Below are 19,398 nucleotides of genomic sequence, written 5' to 3'. Positions count from 1 at the left end.
AGCCTTCAAGATAGCTGCGCGTCAGCAGCCGGGCGCTGCGCCGAATAACGGCAGTTTGAAAGGGACAGACCGGCGCACTGAACCTCACAACGCATACAAGCGTCTGTGAGAGGCTCTTTTAAAGATTTGTGTACCTATCGTTTCTTTCTGATCAACGAATCATACTCACCAAAATCAGGGAATCCATCATAATTTCCGGTCAAATCTACGGTTGTTTGACTCTCTTCCAATTATAGGGATTAAACTGTTCCTCTCTTATTACAGCACTACTATTTTAGCTTCTACCATTTCGCCTTGAGTTTTAGTAGATGTTGTATTTTCGTAAAATATCAAGCGCCCTTTTAATCGCCACAATGGGGGCAGCCCTAACCCTACGCCACAGCTGGCTATCAACGGGCACTTGCTGGAGCCGATGGGCTTTACCATTGGACACTATAAATTAATAATCGTAACCCTTGATAAAAAGCCATTTTTATTAAACTGAAAGTTAATTGATTGCTCGCTATTTTTGTATTTAATCCATTTATTCACGTAGCCAATCAACAGATCTAATTTACCTCCTCCGGATGCATCAGGTAAACCGAAAAACTCCATCACATTTTTTTCGACAGATGATTTATTAAGGTTGTGACATAACTCGTAATCAAAGGCTGAATAGCCTTCATCATTTTCAAGATAAAAATGAATGTGATTTAGCTTTTCATTTCTAAATCCTGCCTCGGCTCCAGATTTTAAAAATTTATAGTATTTTTCCTTACCAATAGATTCATTATATTCAACAGGGTCAGATGTCAATACTGTACTTTCACCCAGCAACTTACAAAATGCTAAAAATTCGGAAGATTTTTCCCCATTATTGATTGCTGAAATACCAGCATCCCACACACTTATCATTTTATAACCCCTGACTGACGGTTTCTCTTAATAATTTGTTTAATAGCGTCATCAACTTGCTTTGAATTATAGCCACATTCAACCATATTGTTCTTCAGGGCATCAGTATCATGACAGACTGCTCCACATAAATCTAAAGCATCTTGCTCAACTTGAGCTGCTGTGTTTTTCCCGCCATATGTAGGCCCAGCTCTGTGAACATCTTGGAGTACTTCCACAGCCGTCGCATTTTGATACAAATTCTTTGATTCTGCATCAGTCAAAGGACGTCCATTTGGCAAGAGCCCACCGCTTTGCAGGCCATGTTCTGGCATTCAGCGATTTCTTTATCCTTCTGAGCCTGTTGTTTCTGGCTCAGAGAGCTATTCTCAACTAAATTGGAGGTAACTCTTTTTTAGCCATTTCAGCCCAAAGTGGGTTTATTTTTCCTAGGTATTTTAGCAGTTTGGGGAAAATTATTTTCCTGCAATCTTCATGCTCATCAACTCGATGTAATAATTCATACTCCACGGCCATTTGATGAACTACGGGATAGATAATCCAGTAAAACAACTCATCTAAATCCTTGGTAGATTTTCTTGAGAATTCAAAGCCTCTCTCCGAATAAATATATTCATAGCGATCCTCAGATATGTGAAGGTATGGCTTTCCGTAATCTGAAGGCTTTGTCAGAATAATCAATGAATTATGAGAAGCGTTGACTTTAGAACCTAACCGGAAAACTTCATTCTGGATTACTCTTATATCTTCCATTTACTTAATCTCCTTCAGATCGCCCAAGTATCATATAATGATATTTAACTAATACCTACATCGCCATATCTACCCGCCATCTTCCGACGAAATTATTCGAACTGATCTAATGTTAGTGCGAGTTGCGCTACTGTTCTTCCTTCGCCCTCGCAAAATTCAACTTCATAAGCCTCGTATGGTTGACTATAAGTATCTATTATTGTTCCTTTCATACCATTTTTTAGGTTATTTTCCGGCATGTCAATGATTAGAGTGATAATGTCAAATTTCGCATGTATCAACTCATTTAATAACATAAATAAAACCCAGCTCTTAGATAATAATCACTTTCCTTTTAAAAACTTATTATCTTCGTACATACGATCAAAATATGAAACGACCACTACATTCAGGCCTGAATCTACATCGTCTTGACTAAATAATTCTTTTTTCATCACCGCCATTCTTGATAATGGAAAATGTATTTATTGCTAATAATATAATAAAGAGGTGATTAAGTACCACAATTAATTTTCTTCAAGCCCGTAGTTACCAGTCTAGATCATTAATGATGATTGCAACTTTTTACTTTTGGGCCTTTCTTTAAACACTAAAACTCGGTTAATTTGGCCTGCACCTCATGTCAGGCAGGGTATTTCTCTGACAGATACCTTAATAATACGGCTACATTTTTCAAATTATGACCAATCAGAAGATCTTTATTGCTCATCTGAACAAGAATATCGTAATCTTCGTCTAACTGACCAATATCAAGTTCTGTTGGTAAGGTATAAGGGTCATAGATTTTCTCACTAGGAATACTCCAGTAAAAATCAGCATCTACTTTAAAACTATCAACACCTCGACTCCTCAAGTCTGAGAAAATTCTAGTTATTGCTTTTTCAATTACATCCAAATTAACTTCCATAATTTACTCCTTACCATTTTTAATTTCACTTATGTTCTTATGGAACGTTTTTATCTCCTGCTCAAGATGACGAATACGACCATCAATAATACTTTACCTCACTTGTTCATTTGGTGCGTTCTTAAGGTAACCTTTGTTATCGAAAGAGTCTGGGTTATTTTTGTATGCTTCAAGCTTATCTTCATGAATACGAATTTGTTCTTCAAGTGATTTAATCGATCTCTGATCTGAAGCATTTAGATTTTTATCGCGGCCCTGTTGTTCATCCTCTGGTTCCCATCCACCAGGAGTTCCAGATCCCACGCCGCCATATTCATTCTTCTCAGCATCTGTCAGATTAGCGCCAGCTCTCGGGCCATCAGCCTCTTCTGAATCATCTGTCGAGCAGGCTCGGCCAAATGAGCACGCTGTTGTCTTATCCAGCAAGTCAGTCACATTATTAAGCCCTTCCTTGAGCCCTGAAGCAATATTCTTATCCGCAATCTGTTTCACTTTGTCACCAGGCCCTACGGGTGCCCCAGGGACGGGGACTGGGACTGGGACTGGAGCAGGAATAGGCCCAAACATATTGTTCTCCACCGCATTCTTCCCGGCACCCGCTCCAGCTCCAATCCCCATGGACGAATCCGCCGCAATACCGCCCGCAAGGCCTGCAGCAAGCTGGCTCAGGCTACTGACAATTTGCTTCTGATTTTCTGTCAGGCTGCTGATGTCGGTGTCCGGATACATCACTTTTACAATCGCCCGCGCAGCTAGCTCACCACCTGCTGCGCCAGCCGCACCCGCTGCTGCACTGCTGCCGGACATCTGAGCCAGCACGGCACCCGCTACGGCGTGCGCCATGGTGTTTGCTACCAGATTAGTCTTTTCTGTGCCGTCAGCGTTGTATGATGTGGTGGCTTTCTTTATAGCATTAGCAATATATGGTGCCATCGCGCCGCTGGCTGCCGCGCCCATGTTGTTGGCACTTAAGCCGCCAAGCGCACCCGCGACTGCACTGGCCACCATCGAATAAGTTCCACCAGTACCCCACTTATCCGCCACGTCCTTATATCCAGAATCGTTTCGAACCAATGTGTTGAAATCTTCATTAGATAAGCTGGCGTATTCAGGATGTTCCTTCAGGAGGCGGTCTGAGGTCTCTTTTGCAGCTTCATCCAGCTTGTAGGCTTTGACATCACTGACAACCTTGCCCGCCAGTTCCTGTACGCCTTGTGCAAAAGCCATCTGGTTTTCGACTTTTTCCTTATCGAAAATCTTACCAATACTGCCGTTCGCGTTATCGGTATCGCGGCTCAGATCCGCTACATCCTGCTTCTGGTTCCGTTCATCTCGAACCGTAATGGTGCCAGCTGAGATCGCAGATTGTGTTGTGCCGGATGCACTTCCATTCAAATTCACTACTGCTGGCAGCGCGGAGCCTGCAAATTGCTCTCCCGGTTTATTGTTGCTGTTATATCCTCCACTGATACCCATTGCCGCACTGCTGGCGCTGTAAGAAGCATGATTATCTATGCTTCCCCAGCCCAGTGTGCCGGTAGACAGGTGATTGTCTGCCGCTTGGGCGGTTGAGGCGATTACAGCACCATTTAGCTGTGTATGATTGCCAACGTAAATGTCATAGCCACCGTCACCCGCAAACAAACCGCTCTGATCCCCGACGCTTGCGTATTCACTCTTAACTTTGCTCTTGCTAATACTCAGCCCAGCCGAGCCAGTCATACTGCCAAAGGTGAAACTGAAACCACCGCTGGCGCTCTGCTGCTTACTTTGGTAGTTGTCGATATCCTGCAGGCTGGTCAGTGTGAGGTTGTTACCTGCATCAACGGTGATACGGTTACCCAGCGCCTGGGCTCCGGAGAGTAGCGTATTGTTCCCACTGCTCAACGTCAGATTATCTTTCGCGTTGACGCGGCTATTAACGTAAGACGTTGTGTTGCCATTCTCCGAGCCGCTGGCCATGAACCCGCTGGCCTGCACTCCAATACCGGTTTCCTGACCAATAGCAATATGTACGCCCGCACTCCAGCCAGATGACTTATTGCTACTCTTCTGATCGCTATTGTTGCTGGCGGCGATCAGGTTGAGGTCATGCGCTGCGGCAAGAGTGACGTTACCTCCAGTGATACCGCTGCCGGTCAAATTCAGGTCACCACTGGCACCGTTTGCACCCGTGGCAACCACAGTGACATTACCACCGCCGTTAAGCGAACTGCCGCTAATCGTATTGGCGTTGTATTCTGAAGAAGACTTGCTTTTGCTGGCACCGACGCTCAGCTCAATCTTAATGCCGGCATTATTTAAATCACCCTTAGCTAGGGCTGCCGCAGACTGTCCTGCCGCTCCTGACATTGCCCAGCCACTCTCCAGCATTTTTACCGCGTTAAGCGCTTTAAGACGTTCGTCTCCTGCCTGTCCGGCCTCTTTAGCCTGTGACCCCAAACTCAGTAACGCGTCAGTAATCGGGCTGGTTAGCCTTAAGGTCAGACCACTTTGTTTCTGCTCAAAGCTCTGACGGCGCGTTAACGTGTCGTTGCCCGGATCGATAGTGACCGAGCCGCCGACCAGGCTTATGTCCTGCTTAGCAATCACATCCGATCCCGCTACGTGCGCGTCCTGACCCGCAACCAGCGTAACGTTGCCACCCGTGCTGCCAACGGTACTGGCGCTCTGACTTTCTGTCGTACCGTCCTGCTTAAGCTGCTGTTTCGAGGATGCGCTGCCAAAAGTGACCCCAATTCCGCCACCGCTGAACATGCCGCTCTTCTTGGTTTCACTCAGCCGATAGCTGCTTTGTGTATCGGTTGCCGCTGCAATAGTGAGATCGTTGCCAGCTTTAAGACCAACATTGTTTTCACCGACAACGGTGGAGCCTTTTAGGGTCAGATCATTACCTGCGACGATTGAAATCTGGTCGCCATTTATCTGAGAAGCTTTTCCAGTGGTTGAGCTGTCTTCGCTGATGGTGTGAGTCGTTTTCTTGCTGAACAGGCCTTTTTTTGTTTTAGTTTCTTCCTTGTAGGCATAATCACTTTCCGTCGCCGTGGTGATATTTACGTCGTGGCCGGCCTGTAATCCAATATCTTTGTTTGCGGTGATGCTTGCGGCCTGAGTGGTGATGTCATTTCCGGCAAGCATCGTCGTGCTGCCGCCACTGACAATTTCAGTGCCCTGCTGGCGCACGGTTTCGTTGATAACCGTTTTTTTACTGCCTCGTTCACTGTCTCCGGAGCGGCTCTCAACTGCATTCAGATTGATATCACGCCCCGCCTGCAGACCAATATCGCCTTCCGCTGCCAGGGCTGCTGCCTGGCTGGTAATATCCTGCCCGGCTACCAGCGACAGATTGCCGCCGCTGGAAACGGTCGTGCGTTCAGCACCGGAGCTATGCGCTTCCTTGTTGCCGTTTTTGCGGCTTTCGCTGGTCTCGATGCTGTTGAGACTGAGGTCGTGCCAGGCATTGAGCAGCAGATCGCCACCTGCGTTCAGTGAGGCACCGGTGATGTTGATATCGTTGCCGGACTTCAGGCTGAGCGCATCCAGTGACGTGATCGCCGCCGTCTGGCCAAGCAGCGTCTTGCTTGCCTGCACTGGCCCGTTGCCGCCGATCGTCCATTGTGAGCTGATGGTGGTGTTGTTGATGTCACCGTTAACGCTTTCCAGCGCCACCTTTTTACCGCTGATTGTCGAGCTGACGTTGTTAATGCTATTCAGCGCAGTGAGATTCAGCTCGCCTCCGGCTTTAATCAGACCGGCTTTAAGGTTGTCGATATTGTTCTGGCTGTCGGCGTTGACAGCGTTCTGCGCCACAATGCTGCTGGCGCTGTTGGTGATGTTACCGCCAGAAAGCGTCACGTTGTTCCCGGCAATCACGCTGCCGTTGTTCATCGCCGCATCTTTTTCGGACAGGTACACTTTCGGCACCATCACCGTCTGACCATTCACCGAGGTGGCTTCCCACCAGATGATGCTCTTATCCAGCGAAGCAACCTGATCCGCAGTAAGCGATACGCCAAACTGCAGGCCTAAAGGCTGCTGTGACGCGGCGGCGTTATCCATCAGATAACGCATCTGGTCCAGATCGGAGCCCACGCCGTTCAGATAGCGGCTGCCGGTCTGATTAAGAACGATGTTGCTGACGTAACGCGTATCAAATGCCGCATCACCAAGGAAGCGGTAATCGTTGTCAGGCTTGAGACTCAGCCTGTCCAGCAGATAGGACGAACCGAGGAAAGTATTTACGTCGGTATACTGCTGACGGCTTTCCTGTGGCGCGCTGCCAGGCTGTTTACCCAGCAACTGATTGAGATCGCCAAACAGGCTGGCGTCCAGCTGCCCCAGACCGTTTAATTTCGGGTTAACGGTGATGAGATAGGGACTGCTGCTGGTCAGGCTACAACAAGATGCAGCAGCGCCGCGATTTGGCATTTCTGCATATGGCATATGCCACGTTGCTGCGTGTCAGCGAACTTGGACGTCTGCGCGTGCGGGATCTCTCTCGCGCACAAGATGGCCGAATCATTCTTGATGTGGCCTGGACCAAAACGATTGTGATGACCGGTGGCCTGATAAAAGCGCTGGGCGATCTGTCTTCGCAAAGACTTACGGAGTGGCTAAATAAATCAGGGCTGATTCACAAACCGGATGCATTTATCTTCGGTCCTGTTCACCGTACTAATTGCGCGACAGCCGTATCGCTAAAGCCTTTGTCTACCCGCGCGCTGGAGGACATTTTTGCCCGAGCATGGCGTGAAGCGGGCCCCGGTCATGACGCGCTGCCGAATAAAAATCGCTATCGTGGATGGTCGGGGCACAGCACTCGCGTGGGAGCAGCTATCGATATGGCCTCGAAAAAATACAGCACTGCGCAGATTATGCAGGAGGGTACATGGAAGAAGCCAGAGACGGTAATGCGATATATCAGACATGTTGATGCTCATTCCGGCGCCATGGTCGACTTCATGGATAATTACGCTCAAAGTTAAAAGCTTTAGTGCTGAATTCTTTTAGCACTACACGTCTTAACCGCGAAGCGCGTAGTCATCCTGCCTTATATGATGATGTCCACTCCTTGAGATCCATATCAATCTATGGAGGAGTTTATATCACTAATTACTGGCCAAAATTTTTCCATGCTAATGCATGTTTCTTCGACTCGACCTGAAGGTAATACTCAATCTCTTTCCAAACAGATTCATTTGCATCAGACGCTGTGACTAATGCCTCAACAAGTCCCGTAGCAACTGCTATTGCTAGCTCCTCATTATCAGAAGTCATACCCAATTCAATGTGCTGGAAAAGAGATAGTTTCTCATTTTCATTAAAAAAACTTAAATGTTTAACAATTGATTTACCAACTAATGAAAACAACAAGATCGGAGCTGGTGCGTCTGGCATCCAATACTCAAGGCATTTCTTGACGTCATTCTTTAAAAACTCATTTCTATCGATCACAAAACTTATGAACTCATCAGTTTTCTTTTTCATGGTCAACAGTCTTCAAAAAGATGAATCCTTGATGAATTTCGAGAATTTCATTTTTAGTTGTTTATCTGCAATTTTTAATTTTAAATCCTTTATTTTCAATTTCTTACTGGTTATCCAGTTTAAAGGTCTTCAGTCATTGCTTTATAACTTGGATCCACGATTGATATTACTTCTACTATCTCTGTGCTTGTAACAATAAGATAGTGGTTTAGCTTCTCATCATTATGAATTTCGAAGCTTTGTTCGTTAAACCAACGTAGATAACCAGAGTCATTCAAGGTGTATATTCCTAAAGTTAATTTACCACACAAATCATTTTGTAACTTAAGTAAATCCCCTTCATCTGTCAATCGGAAGGAATAGATCCAATCAAATGATATTTTTACATCATCTGTTCCTCCGTCTTCGCTTGGTGAAAGTTGTATCTCCAAGATTCCTCCGGAATATCCTATAGACACAAGGAACTTATTCTTAAGATCTATGCCTTCCAACGTGACTTGATTCAAATTTTCATTCATTTTCATATCATTATGTCATTTTTTATAACATGTTAAGTTATCAGGTCATCTTTAGTTTTAATCATCAGAGCTACAAACTCGTCTAAAGGGAATTTGACTGGTTCTTCCTCATGTATGATTCTACTATCATGAAAAAATTCAACTTCAAGATTTTTTGGTCCTTTATCTTGATTAATTTGACAAAGAATTTGTCCTGCATACGAAATTTCTGCAGTGAGTTTCTCGTATTTAGAATCACTAAAAAAAACAACTTCAAAATAATTATTCATTTTTTACCTTTTTGGATCTAGAAAACCAGAAAATGAGCCATCAGCATTATAACGAACTCCTTTTCCATCAGGTAATCGAAATTCTACACCACCTCGGGATAAATCTGTTCTGACGGTATTGGTGTTACCTAACACTTCATTTACAAATTGTTTTGCAGCTTCATTTTTCTGAGAAACATTACCTTTTAGGGGGTCAAAAGATCCTCCAAGCCTTCCAGCATGTTTTTCCCATGCACGTGCAGCAGCAGATAACCCTTGATCATTAATTGGTTCGCTTGCTGATGATAAAAGGTCATTTTTATTGAATTTCTCGTCAAAATTACTACTTAATTGTTCGTTTCGAGCGCTATCTTCATCCTCAGGGCCCCAGCCATCCGGTGTTCCAGATCCTGTACCACCCATTTCATTTTTCTGTTCATTGGACAGATCTTTACCAATATTTGGCTTCTGGCTGTCGTTTGAGTCGGATTGATTTTGCGCAGACATCACAGCAAGGAGGACGCATACATCGCTCTTACGGCAAGTTTCGTCTAAACCTTCTTTCACTTTGTTAGTTAGGGCTAACGCTGCTTGTTCATTGGCTCCACCTTTTCCTGCTTCAGCCATCGCCGCAGAGTTCAGCGTTTCATGCGCCAGCATTTGTGACAACATGCCTGCGCCTGCCATATTATTGCTGATCTCATTCTTTCCGGCTTGTGCACCGGTCATCGAGCCAGCACTATCGCCACCTGCTAATCCGCCAGTCAGACCTGCTGCCAGGCTACCTAGGGCAACCAGCGTTTGTTTCTGCTCTTCGTTCAACTGACTTACCGGTATATCACCATAAAGAGATTTCTTCAGGCTTTCTCCGATAAGCGCTGTTGCTGCGGCACCAGCTGCACCTGCCATGCCACTATTACCACTGGCCTGAGCCACCACTGCCCCTAAGACTGCGTGGGCAATAATACGGCTTGATTCATTAGGTGCCGTCTTTTTGATAATTTCAGCCAGATAGGGTGCTGCTGCTCCAGACAGCGCTTGAGCAATATTGCCGCCAGCCAGACCCTGAATCGCCGCAGTGGCGGCCTGAATGCCTTGCTGAATTGCACTACCGGTTCCCCACTGGGCCTGAGTCGTTTTATAAGACGAAGTGTTGGTCAATAACTTGTCATACGCCGCCCGTTCTTCTGGAGTGGCATAAGCATCTGGTGCACTGATACCTTTTGCTTCAAGTTCCGCGCGACCAGCATTAATCGCCATAATTTTGCCTTGAGTCGCAGCTATGTCGACTGCCTGCGCTCCAATTTCGCCAATCAACTGTGCGGTTTGAAGTCGTTTTTGTTCTTTTTCTTTGTTAAATATTTGACCGATACTGTCATTGGCATTTTCAGTGTCGCGGCTAAGGTCTCTCACATCCTGCTGCTGGTTTGCCGTGTCGCGAATAACTATTGTACCGTCAGCTACTGCAGACTGTGTGGTGCCCTCAGCATGCCCCTTTCCTCCTGCGCCGGCCAACATGGTGTTTGCCATATTACCGACAAACTGCCCACCCATACTTGCGCCTGAGCTGATGCCAATCCCTTGATGCTGTGTTTTGTAATCTGCCTCATTATGAATATCAGTAAACCCGAGCGTGCCGGTATCAAGACGGTTTTTGTCGGCATCAGCCTGGCTGGCAATGACCGCGCCATTAAGTTGCGTGTGGTTGCCAACCGTAATGTCGAAGCCACCTTTTCCGGCATAAATGCCGCTCTGCTCAAGAACACTGTCGTAATTGCTGTGCATCTTGTCCTGGCTGGCATTGATGTAACCTGAGCCCGTCATGGAGCCGAAAGTGAAACTACCTCCCGCACCAAAGCTCACCTGCTTCGAGTCATAGTTGTCGCTATCCTGCAGGCTGGCTATCGTCAAATCACGTCCAATATCAGCTGTGACACTGTTACCATTCACCTGCGCACCGCTTAGCGTGGTATCGCGGCCGCTGGAAATGGATACTTCACCTCCACTATCCAGCGTGGTCTCAGTCCAGACTGTACCGTTGCCTTTTTCATGACCTTTGGCGCCATTGACGCTGGCAAAAATACTGAGACCCGCACTTCCCGACCCTACGCCAAAGCTGATACCTATACCGCCACCGCTACTGCTGTTCTTTCCAGTGGTTTGCTGCGTGTTGGCAGTCGCGGCGAGTGTGATGTCATTTGCAGCATGCAGAGAGGTATCGCCGCCGGCTTTCAGCTGACTGCCTGCAATTAACAGGTCTCCACTGTTGATGCCGTTTCCTTTACCCGTTGCATCAATACTCAAATTATTACCGGCATTGATACTCGAGCCGCTGACGGTGTCTGATTTTTGGTGTTGTTGTGATTTGGATTGTTGCGTGGTCAGCGACAGACTGATGCCAATGCCGTTATTTGGATCGCCATTAGCCTGAGCAAGCTGACTGGCCTGACCGGTCTGCACACCAGAAAGTACTGATTTGGTTGCCTGTAGTGCAAGAAGCCTGTCATCGCTTTCATTTTTCACATATTGCACAGTTTCTATAGTACTGTTCACGGCTTCAGCCACTGCCCCTGAAAGCGCCAGAGTCAGCCCGCTAGTACGTTGCTCGAATCGTTCATCACGCGAACGTAAATCATGGCCTGGCGTGATCGTCACGCTATCGCCTTGCAGTGCCATGTTTGAACCGGCAATCAGGTCGGCTCCGTTTACCAGTAGCTGCTTACCTGCTGTAATCGACACATCACCAGCAGTGCTGCCCACCGTGCTGATGCTTTGGCTCTGCGTCGTGCCTTTGTCCTTAATCTCATGCAGCGTTTTGCTACTACCAATACTAATTCCTAGCCCACCGGTACCCATCAAACCGCTTTTTTTGGTTTCCGAGAAACGCCAGGTTGAATCCGTGTTGGTTGCGGCAGCTATTTCAACATTATTGCCTGCACTCAAAGCGACTTTGCCATCACCGACCACCTGCGAACCGGTAACGAGCAAATCATTTCCGGCAGAAATGGAGACATTATTCCCACTCAGCAACGTGCCTTTTTCATTGGTTGCGCTGTCTTCCTGAATGGTGTGCGTCGTCTTTTTGCTTAATAGACCTTTTTTGGTTTTGGTTTCTTCTTTGTAGTAATAATCGCTCTCAGTCGCAGTGCCCAGATCCACGTTATTCCCGGCGTGCAACGTAATATCCTGTTGAGCCGTTACATCACTTGCATGGCTGATAATGTCGTGACCGGCAATCAGGGTTGTACTGCCGCCACTTGCAATTTCAGTGCCCTGCTGACGCACTGCTTCGTTGATAACCGTTTTTTTACTGCCCCGTTCACTGTCTCCGGAGCGGCTTTCAACTGCATTCAGATTGATATCGCGTCCCGCCTGCAGACTAATATCGCCCTCGGCTGCCAGCGCTGCCGCCTGGCTGGTAACATCCTGCCCGGCTACCAGAGTCAGGTTGCCGCCGCTGGAAAGTGTTGTGCGCTCGGCACCGGAGCTATGCGTTTCCTTGTTACCGGTTTTACGGCTTTCGCTGGTCTCGATGCTGTTGAGGCTGAGGTCGTGCCAGGCACTGAGCAGCAAATCGCCACCTGCGTTCAGTGAGGCACCGGTGATGTTGATATCGTTGCCGGACTTCAGGCTGAGCGCATCCAGCGACGTAATCGCCGCCGTCTGGCCAAGCAGCGTTTTGCTCGCCTGTACTGGTCCGTTGCCGCCGATCGTCCATTGCGAACTTGCGGTGATGTTATTGATGTCGCCGTTGACACTTTCCAGCGCCACCTTTTTACCGCTGATTGTCGAGCTGACGTTGTTAATGCTATTCAGCGCACTGAGATTCAGCTCGCCTCCGGCTTTAATCAGCCCGGCTTTAAGGTTGTCGATATTGTTCTGGCTGTCGGCGCTGACAGCGTTCTGCGCCACGATAGTGCTTGCGCTATTGGTGATGTTCCCGCCGGAGAGCGTCACATTGTTCCCGGCAATCACGCTGCCATTGTTCATCGCCGCATCTTTTTCGGACAGGTACACTTTCGGCACCATCACCGTCTGACCATTCACCGAGGTGGCTTCCCACCAGATGATGCTCTTATCCAGCGAAGCAACCTGATCCGCAGTAAGCGATACGCCAAACTGCAGGCCTAAAGCCTGCTGTGACGCGGCGGCGTTATCCATCAGATAACGCATCTGGTCCAGATCGGAGCCCACGCCGTTCAGATAGCGGCTGCCGGTCTGATTAAGAACGATGTTGCTGACGTAACGCGTATCAAATGCCGCATCGCCTAGGAAGCGGTAATCGTTGTCAGGCTTGAGATTCAGCCTGTCCAGCAGATAGGACGAGCCAAGGAAAGTATTTACGTCGGTATACTGCTGACGGCTTTCCTGTGGTGCGCTGCCAGGCTGTTTACCCAGCAACTGATTGAGATCGCCAAACAGGCTGGCGTCCAGATGCCCCAGACCGTTTAATTTCGGGTTTACGGTGATGAGATAGGGACTGCTGCTGTCGCCCGGGACGAAGTAGCCATTGTCACTGGTGGGGAGCGGATAGGCGCTGGTATCCACCGCTGAAGCACCATAGCTGCCCAGAGCCGATGGTTTTACTGCGCTGCCTGACGCCAGTTCAGCGGCCTTACCAAGGTTCGCGTTGCCCTGTTGTTTGCCATTGTGATTTGAGAGCCCAACGGTTTCAGGCTGTGCATTTTGCAGCGACGTGCCACCGTTGACCTGCTGCAGGGCATTTTGCAGCTGGTCGCGCCATTCAGGAGAATTAATCGCCATTTTATCTATGGCGGCGAGCTGCTGGCGCTGCTGAGCTGCCACCTGGCCGATTGCGGCGAGCTGATTTAATGCAGGCGCATTGACAGTGGTGCCTGTCCAGCCGGCATTGGAAGTCGTGGAGGTATTGCTGATATCACCACTGAAGCTGGCGTTAACGTTGCCGCCTGCCTGAATGGCGGCACGATATACGTTGCCGCTACCGGTAGTTTCATACGCCGGACTGTCATCAAGCGTGTATCCAAATGAACTCGACGTAGCGCCACCACTATAACGGTAAATCTGATAAGCCGTGCTTGTGCCATCAGTCCAGCTTTGGTTATTCAATTCCCTCCCTGACAGCGCCATATTGTTACTAGCAAGCAAAGAGGAGGCAGAATTATCAAGCTGCGCCGCCTGCACATTCAGGTCTCGGCCCGCTGCAATACGTCCTGCTCCTCCGCTTGCATTAGCGGTCACGGCTATGGACTGATATGCAATCTTTTGCACCTGGACATCAGCATTCGGCGCATAGCTGTAAGTATGGGTTTCCCAGTCATCACCATGTCCGTGGTGTTGTTGAGTTCCACTGACGTATTTATAGTAATCGCCGGGTTTAAACCACGAGAACGGGATCCTAACATTCGGTCCATTCGCCCATGACGGGGTAGCAAGCTGGGTTACCTCTTCACTAGTGATCAAGCCCTCACGCGTATTCAGCAGATGCCCGGTCCTAATCGTGATATCACCATTCTGTGACTCAATTGTTCCGGAAGTGTTGATTACCTCACCATTAGCATTCCCCGCCGCGTCGCGCTGCATCCACAGACTGTTGCCTGCCAGCATATCGCCACGCTGATTTTGAATGCTGTTAGCGTACAGGTAGAGATTCTGCCCGGCATACAGCAGCGCCGTGTTCACAATGCTGCCTGGCGAGGAAATGGTGAGGCTGCCACGCGTGCCGGTGAAACCATTGAGTGCTACGTCGCTGCGGCTGATCAGTGCAACATTGCCGCCGCCCTGCAGCGTGCCAGCGCTGTTCATATTGATGCGGTTACCGCTCAGGCTGCTGTCGCCGGTTCCGGTGGTGAGCTGGCCGTTGTTCGTCAGGTCGCCGCCAGCACTCAACGTCAGTGCCTGCCCCTGTAACGTGCCTTGGTTCTCAATCGCACCGTTACTGCTGATAGTAAGGCGATTACCGGCTACCAGCGTGTTGCGTGCAGTAAAGCTGTTGATCAGTTTCAGCGTGGCATCGCCCAGCGCTACCACCTGACCCAGCTGATCAAAACCGGTGCTCTCCAGCAGCATATTGCCGCCGCTGAACAGCTTACCCGCTGCCTGCTGCGTGACCTGGCTGGCCTTAACGTCCAGTTGATTAGCGCCCAGCAGCGTGCCACTGTTATTGAGCTGGCTATAATTGACCGCCAGCGAGCCACCCTGCGCAGTTCCCTGATTCAGCAGTTGCGAGCCGGTTAAAGTTCCCTGCTGATCGGCCAGCAAGGTGCCGCTGTTGCTGGCGTTGGCAGCATTCAGCGTCAGCTGCGCTGCCTGCAACCAGCCGCTATTGACGAGTTGAGGCGTTGTGAGCGTGAGCTCGCCCCCAGACAGCATTTTTCCGCTGTTAGTCGCGCTGCTGCTGGCGGTGATGCGGTTAGTTGCCCCCTGAATCAGGCCGTAGTTATACAACTCAGGCGTGGTCAGCGTCAGACCGCTCTGGCTTATCAGCGTCCCGCTATTGTTGTTGGTGATGCGGCCACGGGTGGTCAGCAACAGGCTCTTATCACCCTGCAACCGCCCGTTGTTAGTCAGTGTTCCAGTAGTGATCGTCAGATCACCACCCTGAATGCGGCCATCATTGCTAGCCGTCGCCGCCTGAACATCCAGTTTGCCACCCGATAACAGCGCACCGTTTTGCTGCTGCGTCAGCGTGCCGCCGAGCACTGCCGTCAGTCCGTTAACGCCGGAGATTTCTCCACCGTTGGTCAGCGTCGTGCCTTTCAGCGTCAGGTTTCCGGCAATCCACTGCCCCTGATTAGTGAGGCTGAGTGCGTTGAGCGCGGCGTTGCCGTTCGCGGTGATTTTGCTACCAGAGGTGGACGTCAGTGCATCGCTGATATTGAGCGTCAGATCGCCCGCGATCTGGATAGCGCCGTTGTTGGCAAGGCGGGTGGCGTTCAGCAGGATTTGCTGTCCCTGCCAGCTGCCGTTGTTGGTGATGTCATCACCGCTAATGTTCAGCGCGCCCTGCGTCAGTAGCTGACCGCCAGCATTGTTGATTAATTCACGTGCGGGCCGCGACTGTACCGCCATCATACGGAAACCACGGGTCGACGCCGGACCGATAGTCAGTGATTGTAAACCAATCAGACTGCCCTGATTGGTCACGCTGGCCGGGGTAATAGCCAGCGTTTTGCCCTGCACGCTGCCGCTGTTATTCAGCGCATCGCCACTCAGCGTCATCGCTTTATCCGCCAGCAGCGAGCCGCTGTTGTTCAGATTCTGCGCGCTGACCTGTGCCGTGCCCTGCGACAGAATTTCACCGCTGTTGCGCAGCTCACCCGCAACGTCCGCAGAGACGTCTGCGGTGCCCAGCAGCGAGCCCTGATTCTGCCAGCGGCCTGCGATAATTTGCGCGTTGTTACCCTGGATTGTGCCCGCCGTGTTGAGCTCAGTTGCGTTCAGCAGCAGGCCACCGCCGGTCAGCGTTTTGCCACCAGTTGCCTGAATTAAAGCGCCGCTCGACTGTGCATCCAGCGAGGAAGTTCCCTGCTATAAGCCACTGTTGCTCAGGCTGCTCCCGCGTAACACCAGATTATCGGCCAGCACCTTACCGCTGTTTTGCAGGTTACCCGCCGTCAGGCTGGCGTTACCGCCCGCCGTCAGGCTGCCACGGTTATCCAGCAGCCCGTCAGACTGACCTTTCAGTGACTCAATACCGTAAACCGTGCCACTGTTGGTCAGCGAGCCAAACTGATAGTCAATGCTGTTGCCCTGCCACACACCGGCGTTATCAGCGGTGGCGCCCTTCACTGCAAGAATACCGTTGCTGAGAAGCTGACCCGCGCTCAGGTTGCTCAACTGCCTGAAATTCGCGTTAAGTCCGTTGTCACCCTGCAGCAGGCTTTGATTCTTCAGCACATCACCAGACACGTTCAACTGCTGTGCCGCAATCGAACCGCTGTTATTCAGCGTGCCGCTCAGGTCTGCTTTCAGATTGGTTGCGGTGATGCGTCCGCTGTTGGTGAGGTCACGGCCGTTGATGTTGAAGTCATTAGCCACCTGTAACAGGCCCGCATTGGTCAGCTGTACCGGGGAAAGCGTCAGCGAACCGCCGCTAATAAGCTGGCCGCTGGCGGCGTTGGTGATATCCGCGCTGTTCATTAAGAGCGAGCTGTTACCCTGCAGCAATCCGGCGTTAGTCAGCTGAGGGGCTGTGATGCTGAGTCGGTTGGCCGCCAGCGTACCGCTATTAGTGATGTCGTTGCTGATGAGGGCAAAATCGTTCTGGCTCAGCAGCGTGCCGCTGTTATCCAGCGCGCCGCTCAGGGTGCCAAGGAACTGCGTGGTCGCCTGGGCGCTGCCGGCGTTCTGCCAGCTTTGCAGCCGCATATCGAGCGTGTCGGCCTGAATGCTGCCGTGATTATCCAGGCTGTCAGCCTGAGCAGTCAGCGTGCCAGCACTCAGTAACTGGCCGCCGGTTTTATTACTGAGCTTATTGCCCGTCACGGTCAGCGCATCACTGCCCTGAATCAGCCCGCTGTTAACTAAATCGCCCTGAAGCCTGAGTGCCTGCGCCAGCAGCCAGCCGCTGTTATCAACCGAATCTGTTTTAAGCTGTAGGTTCTGCTGACCAAGAATTTTTCCACTGTTATCAAGCGCTGCGGCGTTAAGTACGCCATCACCCGCACTTAACGCATTGCCGCTGTTATGCCAGCTGCCCGCCGTCACCGCCAGCTGCTGTCCCTGCAACAGGCCACGGTTAGTGAGCGAGTCTGCTGCGATCGTTAATTTGCCGTCACTCAGTAACGTACCGCTGCTGGTTATCACCTTGCCGCTAGCCTGCAGCGATTGTTTGCCCTGCAACGTGCCGCTGTTGTTCAGCGTACTGGCATCAACAGTGGTTGTCGCTGCGGCGATTTGACCGTCATTGGTCAGCGCAGCGTTTTGAAGACTGAGGTTGTTATCCGCGAGCAGCAGGCCGCCCTGCTGATTATTCAGCTGCGCGTTTGAGGCAAACAGGCTGGCAGCATTGATTTCGCCGCTGTTGGTCAGCGCGTCTCCACTCAGCGTCAGCCCTGCCTTGCTGGTGATGAGCCCGCTGTTAATCAGCTGCGGCAGATTGAGTGCAAAACTGTTGTCCGAACTCAGGGTGCCGCCCGCCAGATTGTTCAGGCGGTTGCCGCTGTAGGTCAGCGCCTTGCTGCCCTGAATCAGCCCGCTGTTGTCGGTTTGCACGCTGCTGAGTGAGAGCACCGGCGCTGACAATACGCCCTGATTTAGCAGGCTGTCGCTGCTGAGGGTGAGAGTCTCTGCGCCGGAGATGGCCGCGCCCTTACCATTCTGCAGGCTGCTTGTCGTGATGCCGGTGGTGTTACCGGCCAGCATGCCGCCGTTATCGAGTTGTTTGGCTGTGATGTTTAGATTTTTTCCCGCCGTCAGCTGGCCGCTGTTGCTGAGCCGATCCTGCGCCTGCAATCGGATATCGTTACCGGCTTTCGCGACGGCATTGCTGTCCGTGACAAGGGTTGCGCCATTAAGCTGAATATCACGTCCTGCCGTGATGCTGGTGCCACTGGTGGTGAGATTTCCTTTCGCCGTAACGCTGACTCCGGCGTCGCTGACCAGCGTCCCTTTGTTGAGCGTTGCATCCTGCTGTGCACTGAGCGCGACCTGTCCGGACGCTTTGTTTTCCCCACCAAGCGTCACTGATTCAGCATTCGCCGTCAGCGCCCCGCTGCTCAGGCTGTTATTCAGCGTCAGTTTGCCGCTGGCATCCAGCTGGATATCACCCTGCTTCGCCACCAGGTTACCGAGGTTAACCCCAACGCCCTTTTCGCTCGACACCAGATGAATACGATTGGCATACATGCCGCCAAGCGCGCCGGTATCCACTGCCACCGACGGCGCCGCACCTTCACCGGCAATCGGCGTGACGGAACCATCCGTGCCCACGCGGTTTGCCCCGACCGTAACAGACAGATCTTTCGCATGGATCCCGGCGTTGATCTCCGTTGCGCGCGCGACGATCGACACCGCATCGGCGCTGCTGCCATCCAGTCCCTGACCTTCGACGATCACCGATCCTTTCGTCACCTCCAGCGCAGCCAGATTGCCGTTGGCATCCAGCTGCGGTTTACCGGTGGTCAGCGTGACGTTCGGCGTGTTGATAAAGCCGCAGCCGTTACAGGTGATGCCGTACGGGTTGGCCACCATCACGTTAGCGGCTTTACCCGCCACTTCGGTGTAGCCCTGCAACTGCGAACGGTTGGCGCCAACCACTTCGTTGATGATCGCCTGCGCTTCATGCCCGGCTTTCAGATTAGGGTTGTTCTGGATCAGGCCGCCAAGCTGCGTCTGGGTAAGCTGACCGGTGGCGTTATTGAGGATTAAACCTTCTTTGCCTACGTTGTACTGCTGGTACTGGTTATGCGAAATCCCGGCGCCGTTGGGGGCGGCGATATTCACCACCGGCACGCCGTTGCCGGCGGCATCCATTTTCGTGCCCGGCGTTACCGGCGTAATTTGCGCGGCGACAACAGGCAGCATCGGCTGTGCCGCCACCAGATAGCAAATCAGGTAACTCAGCGCGCGACGGGCGAGGGAAACGGGTTGACGATCGTCCATAATCTTT

At 50.7% G+C, this 19,398-nt stretch carries 8 protein-coding genes and 3 pseudogenes; 1 reads left to right on the top strand and 10 read right to left on the bottom strand.

What is annotated here, in order from left to right; all coding sequences use genetic code 11:
- Window positions 1-432 precede the first annotated feature (432 nt).
- The 6 genes and pseudogenes from PanJK_RS21465 to PanJK_RS21440 all read right to left on the bottom strand — a co-directional run.
- Complete coding sequence (locus tag PanJK_RS21465; RefSeq protein ID WP_256698903.1) at window positions 433-894, bottom strand: hypothetical protein; 462 nt, start codon at window positions 892-894, stop codon at window positions 433-435.
- On the bottom strand, window positions 891-1,208 hold the full coding sequence (locus PanJK_RS21460) for a hypothetical protein (protein WP_256698905.1): 318 nt from the start codon (window positions 1,206-1,208) through the stop codon (window positions 891-893). The genes PanJK_RS21465 and PanJK_RS21460 overlap by 4 nt, the downstream gene beginning before the upstream one ends.
- Before the next feature lie 58 nt (window positions 1,209-1,266).
- Window positions 1,267-1,647 (bottom strand): Imm63 family immunity protein, encoded by a 381-nt coding sequence (locus PanJK_RS21455; protein ID WP_256698906.1) that lies wholly within the window; start codon window positions 1,645-1,647, stop codon window positions 1,267-1,269.
- A gap of 92 nt (window positions 1,648-1,739) precedes the next feature.
- Entirely contained in the window at window positions 1,740-1,943 is a 204-nt protein-coding gene (locus tag PanJK_RS21450) for a DUF4926 domain-containing protein (protein ID WP_256698907.1), read from the bottom strand.
- A gap of 326 nt (window positions 1,944-2,269) precedes the next feature.
- Entirely contained in the window at window positions 2,270-2,554 is a 285-nt protein-coding gene (locus PanJK_RS21445; protein WP_265302792.1) for a hypothetical protein, read from the bottom strand.
- Window positions 2,555-2,647: 93 nt separating this feature from the next.
- Window positions 2,648-6,940: pseudogene (locus PanJK_RS21440) on the bottom strand (hemagglutinin repeat-containing protein); the annotation flags it as partial.
- On the opposite strand from PanJK_RS21440, the pseudogene PanJK_RS21435 reads away from it, so the two are divergent.
- Window positions 6,940-7,539 (top strand): annotated as a pseudogene (locus tag PanJK_RS21435) (tyrosine-type recombinase/integrase); the annotation flags it as partial. The pseudogenes PanJK_RS21440 and PanJK_RS21435 sit on opposite strands and share 1 nt — an antisense overlap.
- A 127-nt stretch (window positions 7,540-7,666) precedes the next feature.
- On the opposite strand, the gene PanJK_RS21430 reads toward PanJK_RS21435, so the two are convergent.
- The 4 genes and pseudogenes from PanJK_RS21430 to PanJK_RS23975 all read right to left on the bottom strand — a co-directional run bounded on the left by PanJK_RS21430 (window position 7,667) and on the right by PanJK_RS23975 (window position 19,391).
- Window positions 7,667-8,041, bottom strand: a complete 375-nt coding sequence (locus PanJK_RS21430) for a hypothetical protein (RefSeq protein WP_256698900.1) — start codon at window positions 8,039-8,041, stop codon at window positions 7,667-7,669.
- A gap of 119 nt (window positions 8,042-8,160) precedes the next feature.
- On the bottom strand, window positions 8,161-8,565 hold the full coding sequence (locus PanJK_RS21425; RefSeq protein WP_265302789.1) for a hypothetical protein: 405 nt from the start codon (window positions 8,563-8,565) through the stop codon (window positions 8,161-8,163).
- A gap of 26 nt (window positions 8,566-8,591) precedes the next feature.
- Entirely contained in the window at window positions 8,592-8,828 is a 237-nt protein-coding gene (locus PanJK_RS21420) for a hypothetical protein (protein WP_256698910.1), read from the bottom strand.
- A 3-nt stretch (window positions 8,829-8,831) separates the two neighbouring features.
- Window positions 8,832-19,391, bottom strand: a pseudogene (locus PanJK_RS23975) (hemagglutinin repeat-containing protein).
- Window positions 19,392-19,398: the final 7 nt, after the last annotated feature.

The sequence above is a fragment of the Pantoea sp. JK genome (genome assembly GCF_026130245.1).
Taxonomy (GTDB): Bacteria; Pseudomonadota; Gammaproteobacteria; order Enterobacterales; family Enterobacteriaceae; genus Pantoea; species Pantoea trifolii.
Note: the sequence above shows the minus strand (reverse complement) of the source record. Positions and strands in the feature narration are given on the sequence as shown.

Excerpts from the sequence above, each read along its gene's own strand:
- PanJK_RS21445 (WP_265302792.1), bottom strand. The coding sequence starts at position 2,554 with ATGGAAGTTAATTTGGATGTAATTGAAAAAGCAATAACTAGAATTTTC.
- PanJK_RS21455 (WP_256698906.1), bottom strand. The coding sequence starts at position 1,647 with ATGGAAGATATAAGAGTAATCCAGAATGAAGTTTTCCGGTTAGGTTCT.
- PanJK_RS21430 (WP_256698900.1), bottom strand. The coding sequence starts at position 8,041 with ATGAAAAAGAAAACTGATGAGTTCATAAGTTTTGTGATCGATAGAAAT.
- PanJK_RS21465 (WP_256698903.1), bottom strand. The coding sequence starts at position 894 with ATGATAAGTGTGTGGGATGCTGGTATTTCAGCAATCAATAATGGGGAA.
- PanJK_RS21460 (WP_256698905.1), bottom strand. The coding sequence starts at position 1,208 with ATGCCAGAACATGGCCTGCAAAGCGGTGGGCTCTTGCCAAATGGACGT.
- PanJK_RS21420 (WP_256698910.1), bottom strand. The coding sequence starts at position 8,828 with ATGAATAATTATTTTGAAGTTGTTTTTTTTAGTGATTCTAAATACGAG.
- PanJK_RS21450 (WP_256698907.1), bottom strand. The coding sequence starts at position 1,943 with ATGTTATTAAATGAGTTGATACATGCGAAATTTGACATTATCACTCTA.
- PanJK_RS21425 (WP_265302789.1), bottom strand. The coding sequence starts at position 8,565 with ATGAAAATGAATGAAAATTTGAATCAAGTCACGTTGGAAGGCATAGAT.